This is a genomic window from Pediococcus stilesii (genome assembly GCF_001437075.1).
Lineage (GTDB): Bacteria > Bacillota > Bacilli > Lactobacillales > Lactobacillaceae > Pediococcus > Pediococcus stilesii.
The window spans coordinates 135,192-149,493 of the sequence record NZ_JQBX01000001.1 but is presented as its reverse complement, the minus strand read 5'-3'; the positions used below and the strand labels follow the sequence as shown (position 1 = coordinate 149,493).

Annotated in this window: 14 protein-coding genes; 12 read left to right on the top strand and 2 right to left on the bottom strand. The window is 38.7% G+C overall.

The genetic code is table 11. The features are described 5' to 3' along the window. The first annotated feature begins 11 nt into the window (after nucleotides 1-11). A complete protein-coding gene (gene recN / locus IV81_RS00735; RefSeq protein ID WP_057801297.1) occupies nucleotides 12-1,688 on the top strand; it encodes a DNA repair protein RecN in 1,677 nt (558 codons plus the stop codon). 250 nt (nucleotides 1,689-1,938) lie between these two features. Here recN and IV81_RS00730 read toward each other — a convergent pair whose 3' ends face one another. Beyond that, nucleotides 1,939-2,271: a hypothetical protein gene (locus IV81_RS00730; protein WP_057801296.1), complete on the bottom strand. Its 333-nt coding sequence runs from the start codon at nucleotides 2,269-2,271 to the stop codon at nucleotides 1,939-1,941. 161 nt (nucleotides 2,272-2,432) lie between these two features. Here IV81_RS00730 and gmk point away from each other — a divergent pair, with 161 nt between their 5' ends. The 11 genes from gmk (at nucleotide 2,433) to IV81_RS00675 (ending at nucleotide 13,816) form a co-directional block, all read left to right on the top strand. Next, a complete protein-coding gene (gmk, locus tag IV81_RS00725) occupies nucleotides 2,433-3,047 on the top strand; it encodes a guanylate kinase (RefSeq protein ID WP_057801295.1) in 615 nt (204 codons plus the stop codon). 1 nt (nucleotide 3,048) lies between these two features. Next, nucleotides 3,049-3,258, top strand: a complete 210-nt coding sequence (gene rpoZ / locus IV81_RS00720; RefSeq protein ID WP_057801294.1) for a DNA-directed RNA polymerase subunit omega — start codon at nucleotides 3,049-3,051, stop codon at nucleotides 3,256-3,258. 131 nt (nucleotides 3,259-3,389) lie between these two features. After that, the gene (coaBC, locus tag IV81_RS00715) at nucleotides 3,390-4,574 is read left to right on the top strand and encodes a bifunctional phosphopantothenoylcysteine decarboxylase/phosphopantothenate--cysteine ligase CoaBC (RefSeq protein ID WP_057801292.1); all 1,185 of its coding nucleotides are present in this window, start codon (nucleotides 3,390-3,392) and stop codon (nucleotides 4,572-4,574) included. Nucleotides 4,575-4,587: 13 nt separating this feature from the next. After that, a complete protein-coding gene (priA, locus tag IV81_RS00710; RefSeq protein ID WP_057801291.1) occupies nucleotides 4,588-7,008 on the top strand; it encodes a primosomal protein N' in 2,421 nt (806 codons plus the stop codon). Between the two features lie 21 nt (nucleotides 7,009-7,029). After that, complete coding sequence (gene fmt, locus IV81_RS00705) at nucleotides 7,030-7,992, top strand: methionyl-tRNA formyltransferase (protein WP_057801290.1); 963 nt, start codon at nucleotides 7,030-7,032, stop codon at nucleotides 7,990-7,992. Further along, nucleotides 7,976-9,310: a 16S rRNA (cytosine(967)-C(5))-methyltransferase RsmB gene (gene rsmB, locus IV81_RS00700; RefSeq protein ID WP_057801289.1), complete on the top strand. Its 1,335-nt coding sequence runs from the start codon at nucleotides 7,976-7,978 to the stop codon at nucleotides 9,308-9,310. The genes fmt and rsmB overlap by 17 nt, the downstream gene beginning before the upstream one ends. Nucleotides 9,311-9,319: 9 nt before the next feature. Beyond that, nucleotides 9,320-10,063 carry a Stp1/IreP family PP2C-type Ser/Thr phosphatase gene (locus IV81_RS00695; RefSeq protein ID WP_057801288.1) on the top strand — a complete coding sequence of 248 codons (744 nt, stop codon included), beginning with the start codon at nucleotides 9,320-9,322 and terminating at the stop codon, nucleotides 10,061-10,063. Further along, entirely contained in the window at nucleotides 10,064-11,590 is a 1,527-nt protein-coding gene (gene pknB / locus IV81_RS00690; RefSeq protein WP_057801287.1) for a Stk1 family PASTA domain-containing Ser/Thr kinase, read from the top strand. Between the two features lie 11 nt (nucleotides 11,591-11,601). Continuing rightward, nucleotides 11,602-12,531: a ribosome small subunit-dependent GTPase A gene (rsgA, locus tag IV81_RS00685; protein ID WP_057801285.1), complete on the top strand. Its 930-nt coding sequence runs from the start codon at nucleotides 11,602-11,604 to the stop codon at nucleotides 12,529-12,531. Then, nucleotides 12,528-13,175: a ribulose-phosphate 3-epimerase gene (rpe, locus tag IV81_RS00680; RefSeq protein WP_057801284.1), complete on the top strand. Its 648-nt coding sequence runs from the start codon at nucleotides 12,528-12,530 to the stop codon at nucleotides 13,173-13,175. Before rsgA ends, rpe begins: the two co-directional genes overlap by 4 nt. Further along, nucleotides 13,175-13,816: a thiamine diphosphokinase gene (locus tag IV81_RS00675; protein ID WP_057801282.1), complete on the top strand. Its 642-nt coding sequence runs from the start codon at nucleotides 13,175-13,177 to the stop codon at nucleotides 13,814-13,816. Before rpe ends, IV81_RS00675 begins: the two co-directional genes overlap by 1 nt. Before the next feature lie 67 nt (nucleotides 13,817-13,883). On the opposite strand, the gene rpmB is transcribed toward IV81_RS00675, so the two are convergent. After that, entirely contained in the window at nucleotides 13,884-14,069 is a 186-nt protein-coding gene (gene rpmB, locus IV81_RS00670; protein WP_057801280.1) for a 50S ribosomal protein L28, read from the bottom strand. Nucleotides 14,070-14,302 lie beyond the last annotated feature (233 nt).

The following is a 14,302-nucleotide window of genomic DNA, read 5'->3' as shown; positions in this document are numbered from 1 at the left end:
GGTAGGAATTTATGTTATTAGAATTATCAATCAAAGATTTTGCGATTATCGAGCAACTTGATGTTAGTTTCAAGCAAGGGATGACCGTTTTAACTGGAGAAACTGGTGCCGGTAAATCAATTATCATCGACGCGGTGGGACTGTTAGCAGGTGGTCGTGGATCGGTCGATTTTGTGCGGACTGGAACTGATAAAGCCGTCTTACAGGGCGTATTTGATATTTCGGAAATTGAAAACACAAAAACGGTCTTAACCAATCTGGGAATTGAACCATCAGATGATTTAGTGATTACCCGCGACTTATTTAAAACTGGTCGAAGCGTGTGTCGTGTTAACGGAACAATTGTTAACTTAAACAGTTTAAAGTTGGTTGGTCAAACTTTAATTGACATTCACGGTCAAAACGAACATCAAGAATTGATGGATAGCGAGAAACATCTCGCTCTACTTGATCAGTATGATGAAAACGCAGTCGGTGCTATTAGAGAAAAATATCAAGCAACTTTCACGGAGTATTCAAAGCTTAATAATCAGTTGAACAAAAGTCGGCAAAATGAACATGAATGGAATCAGCGAGTTGATATGCTACAATTTCAGGTTGATGAAATTCAATCTGCTAATTTGGAGCAAGGCGAAGACGATGAATTAGAAAAGCGACGGGAGCAATTAATTAATTTTCAAAGTATTTCAGACGCTCTAGCAACGAGCTTTCAAATTTTAGAAGGCGATGATGATGTTTCGGCAATTGACCAAATTGGCAGTGTGATGCAGGAGTTGCAGGGAATCTCTGATTATGATGAAGAGTATCAACAAATGTCAGAAGAAGTTCAAAATGCGTATTACGCTTTAGAAGATGTCACCAATCGAGTTCGGTCGTCCATTGATGCGATGGAGTGGAATTCTGCCGAACTGGATGAGGTTGAACAACGCCTAGAGGTCATTCGACAGTTAAAGAAAAAGTACGGGAATTCTATTACGGAAATTATCAACTATCTACAAAAGATTGAAATAGAACTAAACGAAATGACTGGCTCAGGAAGGGATCTAAACGATCTATCAGAAATGGTAGAGCAACGGTATCAGGAGGTTAAAAAGCTGGGATTACAACTAACGAAAGTGCGCCAGGAGATGGCAGTTAGTTTGGAGCAAGCGATTCGTGAACAACTATCAGGATTGTACATGGAAAAAACCCAGTTTAAGGTCCAATTTACTCCAAAAAAGATACCGGACCATGAAGGTTTTGACGAAGTGGAATTTTTAATCCAACCCAATCCCGGTGAAGAATTAAAGCCCCTAGCCAAAATCGCATCAGGCGGTGAATTGTCACGAATTATGTTGGCCTTGAAGACGATTTTTGCGCGAAATGAGGGTGTCACAAGTATTGTATTTGATGAAGTTGATACTGGGGTAAGCGGAAGAGTAGCGCAAGCAATTGCCGACAAAATTCACGAAATATCATTGCATTCGCAGGTCCTATGTATTTCGCATTTACCACAAGTTGCAGCTCGAGCCGACCATCAACTCCATGTCGCTAAAAAAGTTGTGGGTGGAAGAACAATGACTAAGCTTACAATTTTAAACGACGAAGGCCGAGTTAATGAAATTGCCAAGATGCTAGCGGGAGTTAATATTACGGAATTGAGTCTAGAACACGCTCGTGAATTACTACAGACAGAGCGAGAGCGGTGACTTGAATTAATTTAGTCGCGACGGTTAAATTGAATTAACGACCATACTAATTATAAATAAAGTTTTCAATGGGTGGCTTATCACGGATATTTAGTCGGTGATGGGTTGCCCATTTTAATTAATTAAATTTTTTAGTGTCTTTTATGATTTTGCGTAAAAAAATACCAATGCGTATGAAAATAAAAAAAATCCAAAAATCAAGATTTACCTTAATTTTTGGAAGTGAAGGAGATGTTGTTATTATAATTTTTTAAAGAATTTCAATGCTTCGAAATTGTTGATCTTCTAGAATTTGAGTTAAGTCAGAACTTGGATCCGTAATACATAGACGGCCAGAGCGAGTAATTCTTATATATCCCGTAATTTCGACGACGGATACCTTTAAATTGATCTGCATCTTGACAACTGAATGGTTTTGAATGGCAAAGGCGATTGTATCATTAATCTGATCCATAGGCATCGAACGGTCAGCCATGGTTTTTCCTTGATCGCTTGGGACAAGAAATAAGTTATTATAGGACTTACGAATGCGGTTGATAGAACGTTGTATTTGATTAAATGGGTTGATTTTTTTATTCTCCATGACTGCCTCCATCGAACGTTTGTTTGTATTTATATTATACGAACTAATGTTCCTAAAATCAACCCAAATTTTTTCTTTGCAATTATTTATTACGCGGTATTGAAAAAAAGTTTAAAAAAGTGCAAAATAGGTTGTACATATAATATTTGAGGAGTTTGTTCATGGCTAGAAGAGGAATGTTGATTGTCCTATCTGGCCCTTCCGGTGTTGGCAAGGGAACAGTTAGAAAGGCAATCTTTGATCAAGGCGGTAATGATTTTCAGTATTCAATTTCAATGACAACTAGGAAGCCGAGAGAAGGCGAAGTTGATGGAGAAGATTACTACTTTGTTTCTAAGGAAGAATTCGAGAAAAATATCAAAGAAGGCCAGATGCTTGAATATGCGCAGTACGTTGATAATTATTACGGAACGCCATTAAAGTATGTTAACCAGACCCTAGATTCGGGACGCGACGTTTTTTTAGAAATTGAAGTTAATGGTGCTCGTCAAGTTCGTGAGAAAATGCCCGACGGAGTATTTCTATTTTTAACCCCTCCTGATTTGATGGAATTGAAACAAAGAATTATTAATCGTGGGACGGAAGATATGGAAACCATTAATAAACGGATGGAAAAAGCCGTCGACGAAATTAAAACGATGCGTGATTATGATTATGCCGTAGTTAATGATAAAATTGACAATGCCGTTGAGGCGATTAAAAATATCATTAAAGGTGAACACTTGCGAGTAACAAGGGTTTATCCGGAATATCAAGAAATGTTAGGAGACTTATAAAATGATTTTATATCCTTCAGTAGATGATTTGTTAGAACGTGTTGATTCTAGATATTCACTAATTATGCTTGCTAGTAAGCGTGCTCATCAATTGGATGAGGGTAAAGTGGAATTACTAGATAAGTATTCTTCACAAAAAAATGTTGGAAAAGCTTTAGAAGAAATTGTAGCAGGTGATGTTGTGATTGATCCTAAGGAAAAAGATCTTTAAAGATTTTAGTTTGTAATAGAGGATGGTAAGCCAGTTATATTGTTGAGGCTTGTCATCCTCTATTTTGTTTTCCAATTAGTATCGCTAAATTGAGATGACTGGTAAAATAAAGGTTTAGGAGGTCAGTGACTATGAAAATCTTGTTTGTTATAACTGGAGGAATTGCAGAATATAAGGTTGTTGAAGCCGTTCGCTTCCAGATTAAAGCTGGTAACCAAGTTAGGGTCGTGATGACATCGATGGCGGAACGCTTTGTCACACCACTAACTTTCTCTACATTGACTAATAATATTGTTTATGACGATTTTGACTCGGACACTGAAAATCCGGTTGCACACGTCGCACTTGCAGACTGGGCGGATCAAATCGTTATAGCTCCAGCAACAGCAAATTTCATTGGAAAGATGGCCAACGGAATTGCTGATGATTTTGCGTCGACGGTGGTCATAGCCTCACATGCAATAAAAAAAGTTTTACCAGCGATGAATGTTAATATGTGGAACAATCCCAGTGTTCAACGCAACATGAAACAACTTCGAGATGATGGCGTTTTGATTTTGGAACCCGACAATGGCCTGCTTGCTGAGGGATATTCGGGTAAGGGACGTTTTCCAAGTAGTGATGTCGTAAATCAATTCATCAATGATCCTCAAAATAAAATTTTAAGTGGAAAAAGAATCGTGGTTACGGCTGGTGGAACCCGTGAAGCAATTGATCCGGTTCGATTTATTGGTAATAAATCATCGGGGAAAATGGGTTTCGCTATTGCTGAAGTGGCTAGCCAGTTAGGTGCTAAAGTTACGCTAATTACTGGTCCAACTAAACTTAAAATTACGAATGAATCTAAAATTAAACGGATAGATATTGAGAGTGTAGCTGATTTACAAGAGGCGCTTGATCAAAATATTAGTGGAGCAGATGTACTAATAATGGCCGCTGCTGTTTCCGATTATCGGGTTGCACAAATTTCAGACCATAAAATGAAAAAAGATGATTTTAATGGAAAACTAAGTTTGGAATTAGTTGAAAATCCCGACGTATTGGCAAGTTTGAAACGTCCGAAGAGTTTAAAATATGTGGCCGGATTTGCCGCTGAAACCAATGATCTACTCGTCAATGCAAGTCGAAAAATTATCAAAAAAAACTTAAATATGATTATTGCAAATGATGTTGGAAATCCACAAATTGGTTTTAATTCAAATGAAAATGAAGTTACAATAATTCGTCCGAACCAGGCGAACATTGTAATTAGTAAAAATGAAAAAAAGGTAGTTGCTGAAAAAATCTTAAAGTTAGTTGCTGAAGAAATAGATTGAAAGGACAAATTTAATGTCAAAAAAATTTAATGTCATTGTGAATGTTCCTGCGCTTCAAACTAACACCCCGTTCACTTATATTGCGGATGACGCAGTTGAAGACGACATTAAAATTGGTTCAAGGGTAATTGTTCCATTTGGTAAGGCTGAACGTCCAATTCAAGGGTTCGTAGTGGAAGAAGTGACTCAAAAAGTAACGGGTGATCTAAAAAAGATCATCTCAGTTTTAGAACCGGAGCCATTGTTAAATGAGGAGTTAATCTCTTTATCAAATTGGCTTGCAGACAAAACATACTCATACCGCGTTAGTTGTCTAAACGCAATGATTCCTAACTTGGTAAAGGTTAATACGCGTAGATTCGTTAAGATTAATTCAGAAAAAATAACGCAGACTCAGGTTCTTGAACTACTTGGGGAACAACAAGTAACGGACTTAAAAGTTAGTGATTTGACTTTTGCCCAACAGCGACAATTAAACCACTGGATCAAAGAAAATAAGGTCTCACTAGAATACGCGACCGAAAATTCAGCTAGAAAGAAAATGATCAATTGGATTTGGCCGTTGATTACCGATGAAAACTATGGTGTTGAGGTCGATAAAATTCGGAAGAATGCAACAAAACAGCTTGAATTAATTGAAATACTAAAAAACATTGATCCTGACGAAGGAATTTCACAGACTACTTTACTTAATGAATACCATGTTGGGCGTTCGACTCTGAATAGTGCCGTAAAAAACGGTTGGGCGAAACGCTCCGAGATCGAACGTTATCGTGACCCATTTGAAGGTAGTGACCTAAAATCGGATACGTCTTTACAATTAAATGAGGAACAACAACAAGCTTATGACTTAGTAGTGCGGGCGATTGAACAGCATCAATCTAAGCCAATTTTAATTGAAGGAGTGACCGGGTCAGGAAAGACGGAAGTTTATCTACAGAGTATTTCCAAGGCTATTGGTGAAGGAAAGTCGGCGCTCCTACTGGTTCCGGAAATTTCACTGACACCTTTGATGGTTAAGCGAGTTCGTGCTCGTTTTGGGCGGCAAGTTGCAGTTTTGCATAGTGGATTGTCTGATGGTGAGAAGTTCGACGAGTGGCGTAGGATTATTCGAAATGAAGTAAAAGTGGTAGTGGGGGCCCGTTCGGCGGTGTTTGCACCATTACAAAATCTTGGTATTATTATAATAGATGAAGAGCACTCCGAAACATACAAACAAACAGATGCCCCACGTTATCATGCGCGTGACGTTGCAATTTATCGGGCTAAAAACGCAAATTGCCCAGTAGTATTGGGTAGTGCCACGCCATCGCTTGAAAGCCGATCCAGGGTTGAACGGGGAAGGTACGATTTTGTGCAAATTAAACGCAGAGCCAACCAAAAAGATTTACCTGAAATTAAAATCGTCGATATGAGGGAACATCTTGGTGATGGGTTTAATGAAAACTTTTCAGCACCAATGGTTGAAGAAATTCAAAAGCGTCTTTTAAAAAAAGAACAAGTTGTATTAATGCTAAATCGTCGTGGTTTTTCATCGTTTGTGATGTGTCGCAGCTGCGGCTTCGTTTTGAAATGTCCTAATTGTGATGTTTCATTGACAATGCATATGGATACGCATTCAATGCGGTGTCACTACTGTGGGCATGAAGAACCCATTCCCAAAAGTTGTCGTAATTGTGGAAGCACTAAAATTCGATTCTTTGGGACGGGAACTGAGAAAGTTGAGCAACAGCTGGCTGAAATTATTCCCGAAGCTCGTGTTATTCGAATGGATGTTGATACAACGCGACGTAAGGGTGCACACGAACGGTTACTTGCAAAATTTGGCAATCACGATGCCGATATCTTGCTTGGAACGCAGATGATTGCTAAGGGGCTTGATTTTCCAGATGTTACTTTAGTTGGCGTGCTCAATGCTGATACGGCACTGGAACTACCCGATCTTCGAGCAAGTGAACGAACCTTCCAGCTTCTAACTCAAGTAGCTGGCCGGGCAGGTCGGGCCGATAAAAAAGGGGAAGTGTTAATTCAAACGTTTAACCCTGATCACTACGCAATTAAGCTCGCGCAAAAACAGGACTACGAGGATTTCTTTCGAAAGGAAATGTATCTTCGTCATTTAGGCAAGTATCCGCCCTATTATTTTACGGCATTAATTAGTATTTCAGATCGTGATGAAAAAGAGGCTTTGAAATCTGCTTATGAAATGTTAAATATAATTCAACCAAAAGTTTCTTCCAATGCCGTAATTCTAGGACCGACCGCTAAGTCAATTTCAAAAATTAAGCAAAAGTATTATTATCAAATTTTAATTAAATATCAGAAAGAGCCTGGGTTACATAATGCGCTATTAGAAGTTTTAGAACGTTCTCAAGAAAAGTTTCGACATGGAACGCGAATTAGCATTGACCCAGAACCACAAAATTTCCTATGATATTAGAAGGCAGGTTTATTCATGAAATCAGTTATTTTTATGGGAACTCCAGAATTTTCAGCTCCAATTTTACAAAGTTTAGTTGATGACAAAAATTATGATGTGATCGCAGCTGTAACGCAACCGGACCGAAAAGTTGGTCGTAAGCATATTCTAACTCCGAGCCCAGTTAAAAAGGTCGCGGTTCAAAATGATATTAAGGTCTACCAGCCGGAGAAGCTGAGCGGTAGCGAAGAACTGCAAGAATTGATTGCTTTAAATGCGGACTTGATTGTTACAGCGGCCTTTGGGCAGTTTTTACCGATGAGTTTAATCGACTCAGTTAAGATTGCGGCGGTTAACGTTCATGCATCACTTTTACCTCAATATCGTGGAGGAGCTCCCGTACATTATGCCATTATGAATGGGGACAAAGAAACCGGGGTTACCATTATTTACATGGTCAAAAAGATGGATGCCGGTAAAATGCTCGCATCCGCAAAAATTCCAATTACAGCGCAAGATGATGTGGGAACAATGTTTGACAAATTAAGTCTTTTGGGTCGCGATTTGTTGATGCAAACGCTACCGGACTTAATTGATGGTAAAGTACAGCCTTTGGAGCAAGATGAAACAAAGGTAAGTTTTTCGCCAAATATTAGTCCTGAGCAAGAAGAAATTGACATTAATTTGCCAGCTCGATTGGTTGATGCAAAAGTTCGTGGATTACGACCATTTCCGGTGGCTTACGTCATTATGGAAGGAAAACGAACAAAGCTTTGGAAAACAAGCGTTATTGACCGCCAAACAGATCTACGACCGGGCCAAATCGTTGAAAAAAGTAAGCACGAGTTACTTGTTGCAACGGGATCAAACGGTGTGATAAGCATTGAAGAATTACAACCTGCTGGAAAGCAAAAAATGACAATTACAGACTACCTCAATGGCGTAGGTGAAAACTTACATCCAGGAAAGCAAATTATCGATAATGACAGATCAAAATAATAGTGCACGAAATATAGCAGTTAACATTTTAGAAAAAGTGGATGATGGATCGTTTTCAAATATTCAATTAAATCAGGATATCAAAAATTCTAATTTAATTGACGTTGATAAAAATCTATTAACGGAATTAGTTTATGGCGTCTTACAACACCGATTGACTTTGGATTACTACCTATCCGATTTTGTTCGAAAGCCAGAATTAACACCACGTTGGGTAATTAATTTACTTAGAACGGCGATTTTTCAAATGGAGTTTTTAGATCGGATCCCGGATTTTGCAATTTTTAATGAATCAATTGAAATTGCTAAACTACGTGGAAATGATGGAATTAGAAAAATGGTTACAGGCGTTCTACGCTCTTACCAACGAAATGGGAAACCGGACTTCAGCCGAATTCAGAATCCGGTTGAACGGCTTTCAGTTCAGTACAGCGTTGCTCCCTGGATCGTGGATCAACTTTCATATGAATTGGGTGTTGAAAAATGCACTTCAATTTTGGAAAGCGTTAATCAGCCGGCTAATTTATCTGTCAGAGTGAATCGATGGAATAAGAGTCATGCTGATATTATTAAAGATTTAGAATACGATTATCAAGTTACGTCCAGTAAGATCGCACAGGATGGGCTAAAATTAAGTAAAGGGCCCAGCATCTCAGAAAGTCGAAGCTACATTGATGGCGACATCACGGTTCAGGATGAATCAGCGATGCTAGTCGCCGAAACAATGCAGTTAGAACCTGATCAAGTGGTTCTAGACGCCTGTGCAGCACCTGGTGGAAAAACAACACAAATTGCTGAAAAAATCGGTCAAAATGGTAAAGTGTTAGCATGGGATGTCTATGATAGTCGTGTTAAATTGATTACACAAAATGCCCAAAGAATGCACTTGACCAATATTGATGCTGAAGTTCAGGATGCCGAAAAGGCCCGTCCAGATTTAAACGACCACTTCGATCGAATTTTGGTTGATGCACCTTGCTCAGGATTGGGTTTGATTCGACGTAAGCCTGAAATTCGTTATTTGAAAAGCAAGAAGGACAGTAGTGATCTTCATCAGGTTCAACTTGCAATTTTGGATAATGTTTCAAAGATGGTGAAAAATGGCGGGATTTTGACATATAGTACTTGTACAATCCTGCGTAAAGAAAATCAGGATACGATTAATCAATTTTTAGCAAGCCATCCCGAATTTGAGTTACAGAGAACGGAAACTGCTAAAAAGGTAAAAAAAGATCGCAATGATTTGAGTCTCAACATTTATCCAGATGATTTTGGATCGGATGGCTTCTTCATTGCTAATTTAAAAAAAGTGAAGTGATTGGTAGATATGAAATACGCGTACCTATCTGATAAGGGACAAGTTCGGAAAACTAACCAGGATTATGTTGGAATTTTTAAGAATGATTCCAATTCAATTTTAACTATTGTAGCAGATGGAGTTGGGGGCAATCGGGGTGGAGATGTTGCATCCGAGATGGCTGTGTCACACATCGGATATTTATTTGAAACTTCGGACGTCAACAATGTTAAAGATGCAAAAGACTGGTTGGTACGGCAATTAGCCCTTGAAAATCATAAAATTTTACAGGCCTCTAAGCATTATAAAAATCTAAATGGCATGGGAACAACGATTGTTTTAGCGCTTTTTCTTGGCGGAAAAGTTGTAGTAGCAAATTTGGGAGATAGTCGCTGCTATTTATTTAACCCACAGATTGGACTAAAGCAACTGTCAACCGATCATTCATTGGTTAATGAATTGCTTAAAATGGGGAAAATCACTCCTGAAGAGGCCCAAAATCATCCCGATAAAAATGTTATAACAAAAACACTAGGCATTTCGGATCAGGCCGAAGCTGAAATTAAAGTTTTTGACGTGCATGAAAACGATGAGATATTACTATGCACGGATGGACTAACCAACTTTGTTTCAGATGAAATGATTAAAAACGTTCTGTTAAGTACGGTCGAACTAGAACAAAAAGTAAGCCAATTGGTTGAAATGGCAAATCAAGGTGGCGGATATGATAATATTACAACGCTAATTGTTCAGATGGAAACGGGGGCGGACTAAATGACCCCTAATCAAACCTTAAACGGACGGTATAAGATTATTCGTTCACTCGGTGAGGGTGGCATGGCAAATGTTTATCTAGCACACGATTTGATTTTAGATCGGGACGTTGCTGTTAAACTGGTTCGTTTTGACATGCAAGATGATCTATCGGCAATTAAGCGTTTTCAAAGAGAAGTCCTATCAACAACCGAGCTAGTGCATCCAAATATTGTTGGTGTTTATGATATTGGCGAAGAACACGGGATGAACTACTTGGTGATGGAGTACGTTGAAGGAACGGATTTAAAGCAGTACATCCGAGATAAGTTTCCGATCCCGCTAGATCAAGTTGTTAACTTGATGGGACAAATTTTGAACGGTGTCCAAACTGCTCACCGGCATGGAATCATTCATCGCGATTTAAAGCCACAAAATGTTTTGATCGATACCCATGGAAATGCCAAAATAACCGATTTTGGGATTGCAATTGCGAATCAACAGAGTAGTTTTACTCGAACCAATGCGGTCATTGGCTCGGTTCAGTATTTATCACCTGAACAAGTGCGTGGACACATTGCCACTCAACAATCCGACATTTATTCTCTGGGGATCATTCTTTTTGAGATGCTGACTGGTAAAGTTCCGTTTGAAGGAGAAAGTGCGGTTTCAATTGCTGTCAAGCATTATCAAGACCAATTACCACTGGTCAAAGATTTTAATGATAAAATTCCACAGTCGTTAGAAAACGTGGTTTTGAAAGCAACCGCGAAGAACCCCACAGATCGCTATAAAAATGTAGCTGAGATGGCGGATGATTTAAAAACGGTCTTGGAACCCGACCGGGCAAATGAACCAAAATTTATAGAGGATTCGCTAACCGATCGAACGATTGTTTTGGATCAAACGGAAATCAATCAAAATTTACAACCCGAAGAAATTGAAAAAACACGACCGATTGAGGTTAAAATGAATAATCGGTACAATAATCCTCGTCCTCCAAAGGAAACTTCAAAAAATTCCGAAGAGGAAATGCATCGACCTAAGCACCGACATCCCTTAAGGCGACGAGCATTATTTACCTTTATGGCTGCTGTCGCATTTATTTTAGGAATTTTTATTGCCTTTAAACTAAGTAGTCCACAAATGGTGCAAGTTCCTAGTTTAGAGGGATTAAATCAAAAAGAGGCAACAACTAAGCTTTCCAAGGCTAATTTGGGTGTTGGAAAAATTACCAAAGAAGCTGATGATAAGGCGGGGTATAATAAAGTTGTTGAGACGTTGCCTGAAACTGGTAAGTATGTCCAGGAAGGTATTAAAGTGAATGTGGTAATTAGTAAAGGACCAAATAGCTTTGATGTTGATAATTACGTCGGAAGTGACTACACGAGCACCAAAAAGCAGTTAGAGGACAAGGGATTTAAAATTAAAAAGAAAGAGATTGCAACCGATCGCTTTGATGATGACCGGATTATTTCACAAGACGTAATTTCCGGTCAAGTCGTTGTCCCACGGGTCACGACAATCACTTTTACGGTTGCTAAATAGTGGAGGGGGATATGCATACTGGACAAATCATCCAATTATTAGCAGGGTTTTATGACGTTTTAACAGAAGATCAAAAAATTGTAAGAACACGAGCACGAGGAAACTTTCGAAATAAAAAAACGAGCCCTTTAGTGGGAGACATTGTTGAATTTAAAGAAAGTGAAAATGATACAGGATATATAACGGCTATCCGTCCTCGTGTAAACGAGTTGGTTCGTCCGCCACTTGCGAATATTGATCAAGCGGTGGTTGTTACTGCTGCGACGCAACCAAGTTTTTCTTCAAATTTGTTAGATCGTCAACTGGTCGCATTGGAAGAAAAAAACATTTCGGCCATTCTTTATTTTTCTAAAACGGATCTTTTAAACGAAGATCAGTTTAAGGATTTAAAGGCCATTGCAAGTTACTACCAGAAAATTGGCTATCAAGTTATTTTCCCTGAGCAGCTGCAACCCGATCAGGATTTAGTCAGGCTTCGTGAAACCTTTAAAAATCAACTAACAATTTTTATGGGACAGACGGGAGCCGGTAAATCAACGCTTTTGAATCGAATCGATGCGAAACTAAATATTGAAACGGGTGAAGTATCTCAGGCCTTGAATCGAGGAAAACATACGACTAGGAAAGTATCTCTAATTCCGATTGATGATGGACTAGTTGCTGATACACCCGGTTTTTCAACTTATGCCGTTTTTGAAATGACCGATTCAGAGTTGAAAAATTATTTTAAAGAGTTTCAAAAGATTGGGTTAAACTGTCGATTTAGGGAATGCCTTCATCTAAATGAACCAGGATGCGCCGTAAAAGCCGCTGTTGAGGATGGCACCATTATTGGTAGTCGTTATACAAATTATGAACAGTTTATTGAATTAATCAGGAGTCAAAAGCCTGAGTACAAAAGAAAAGGATACCAAAAAAAGGACCGGAGGAAGAAAAAATGATTAAAGTAGCCCCATCAATTTTAAGCGCAAATCCAGCCAACTTAATGGATGATATTAATAAAGTTCAAGGTGCCGATTATCTGCATGTGGATGTGATGGATGGTAGTTTCGTTCCAAATCTCAGCTACGGATTAAACACAGTTGAAGGATTGGCAAAATCAACCAATATTAAACTAGACGTCCATTTAATGATTCAAAATCCAGAAAATTATGTTGAAAAATTTGTAAAAGCTGGTGCTAGCATTGTCGGAGTGCACGTTGAAAGTACGCAGCATATTGCAAGAGCTATCCAAATTATCAAAAATGCTGGAGCACAAGCCGAAGTGGTCATTAATCCTGGAACACCGTTGACGGCGCTTGAAGAATTATTACCAGAGGTTGATCAAGTTTTAATTATGTCCGTTAATCCCGGATTTGGGGGACAAAAGTTTCTTGAGACTTCGATTAGTAAAGTAAAACGTTTATCCGCCTTACGACAGGCAAGGGGCTTGGAGTTTGACATCGAAATCGATGGCGGAATCGGTGAACAAAATGTTCGTGCGGTGTATGACGCTGGTGTGGATGTTGCCGTTGCTGGATCCTACGTTTTTGACGCTGAGGATTATTCAAAGCAAGTTCAAACGTTAAAGGACCTAACAAAATAATGAAAACTTTTAACCTATTAGTTGGCGGAACGTCAAAAAATTTACCCGATGATTGGCAAGAATATCGTGGGGAATGGATTGGCGTTGATCGAGGAGCGTTAAACCTGCTAAAGGCAGACAAACAAGGGAGCATTGCGTTAGGAGATTTTGACTCTGTTGATTCAAAAGAGCTAGACCAAATTGAGGTCGGTTTTAAAGAAGTTGTAAAGTTAAATCCGATTAAGGATGATACGGATACGGAATCGGGGGTTCAATTTGTCTTAGAGAGGGATCCAAAAGCACATATTCGCGTGTTTGGAATCAGTGGTGGGCGATTAGACCATCTATTGGCAAATGTTCTAATGGTACTTCAAGATCGTTTTAGGATGTATGCAGAGCAGATTGAATTAATCGATCGCCAGAATAACATTACTTTCTATAACTCGGGAAAACACACAATAGATAAAATCGAGGGATATAAGTATTTATCGTTCATCCCGCTAACTCAAATTGATGCTTTGACTCTTGACGATGAAAAATATCAATTACACAACGAAATGGTGTCAAATGCTCGTGCTTTTGTTAGTAACGAATTTATCGGTAACAAGGCAACGGTTTATCTTAGCAACGGTTTAGTTGCTGTGATTCAAAGTAAAGATTAGCTTAGTTGCTTACACAAAAATTTATATAACAAAAAAGATTGGTTAAATTAATAACCAATCTTTTTTATTATACGCGTGTAACTTTACCTGATTTTAAAGCTCGAGCAGATACCCAAACACGTTTGGGCTTGCCGTCAACTAAGATACGAACTTTTTGTAAATTTGGCTTCCAGCTTCGGCGACTGTGGTTCAAAGCATGTGAACGAGTATTTCCAAAGCTTGTGTGCTTACCTGTGACAAAATCTTTTGCCATATCGAAACCCTCCTTTGTCACTTCTATTGTTCTATAGAATTCTATTTCAATTACCATAATAATTTATCATATTGCCCGTTACATTGCAATAGGAAACTTTCAAGTAATTATCCTTGACACTCATTTAGAACGTTACGTTTTCCAAATCATTGTCACTTAAAAGCTTTTATTGGAATCAATGAAATTTCTCGGTATAATAGCATTTAGCGCGTAAATACGTGGTTCTTTCTTGT

Excerpts from the sequence above, each read along its gene's own strand:
- recN (WP_057801297.1), top strand. The coding sequence starts at position 12 with ATGTTATTAGAATTATCAATCAAAGATTTTGCGATTATCGAGCAACTT.
- IV81_RS00730 (WP_057801296.1), bottom strand. The coding sequence starts at position 2,271 with ATGGAGAATAAAAAAATCAACCCATTTAATCAAATACAACGTTCTATC.
- gmk (WP_057801295.1), top strand. The coding sequence starts at position 2,433 with ATGGCTAGAAGAGGAATGTTGATTGTCCTATCTGGCCCTTCCGGTGTT.
- rpoZ (WP_057801294.1), top strand. The coding sequence starts at position 3,049 with ATGATTTTATATCCTTCAGTAGATGATTTGTTAGAACGTGTTGATTCT.
- coaBC (WP_057801292.1), top strand. The coding sequence starts at position 3,390 with ATGAAAATCTTGTTTGTTATAACTGGAGGAATTGCAGAATATAAGGTT.
- priA (WP_057801291.1), top strand. The coding sequence starts at position 4,588 with ATGTCAAAAAAATTTAATGTCATTGTGAATGTTCCTGCGCTTCAAACT.
- fmt (WP_057801290.1), top strand. The coding sequence starts at position 7,030 with ATGAAATCAGTTATTTTTATGGGAACTCCAGAATTTTCAGCTCCAATT.
- rsmB (WP_057801289.1), top strand. The coding sequence starts at position 7,976 with ATGACAGATCAAAATAATAGTGCACGAAATATAGCAGTTAACATTTTA.
- IV81_RS00695 (WP_057801288.1), top strand. The coding sequence starts at position 9,320 with ATGAAATACGCGTACCTATCTGATAAGGGACAAGTTCGGAAAACTAAC.
- pknB (WP_057801287.1), top strand. The coding sequence starts at position 10,064 with ATGACCCCTAATCAAACCTTAAACGGACGGTATAAGATTATTCGTTCA.
- rsgA (WP_057801285.1), top strand. The coding sequence starts at position 11,602 with ATGCATACTGGACAAATCATCCAATTATTAGCAGGGTTTTATGACGTT.
- rpe (WP_057801284.1), top strand. The coding sequence starts at position 12,528 with ATGATTAAAGTAGCCCCATCAATTTTAAGCGCAAATCCAGCCAACTTA.
- IV81_RS00675 (WP_057801282.1), top strand. The coding sequence starts at position 13,175 with ATGAAAACTTTTAACCTATTAGTTGGCGGAACGTCAAAAAATTTACCC.
- rpmB (WP_057801280.1), bottom strand. The coding sequence starts at position 14,069 with ATGGCAAAAGATTTTGTCACAGGTAAGCACACAAGCTTTGGAAATACT.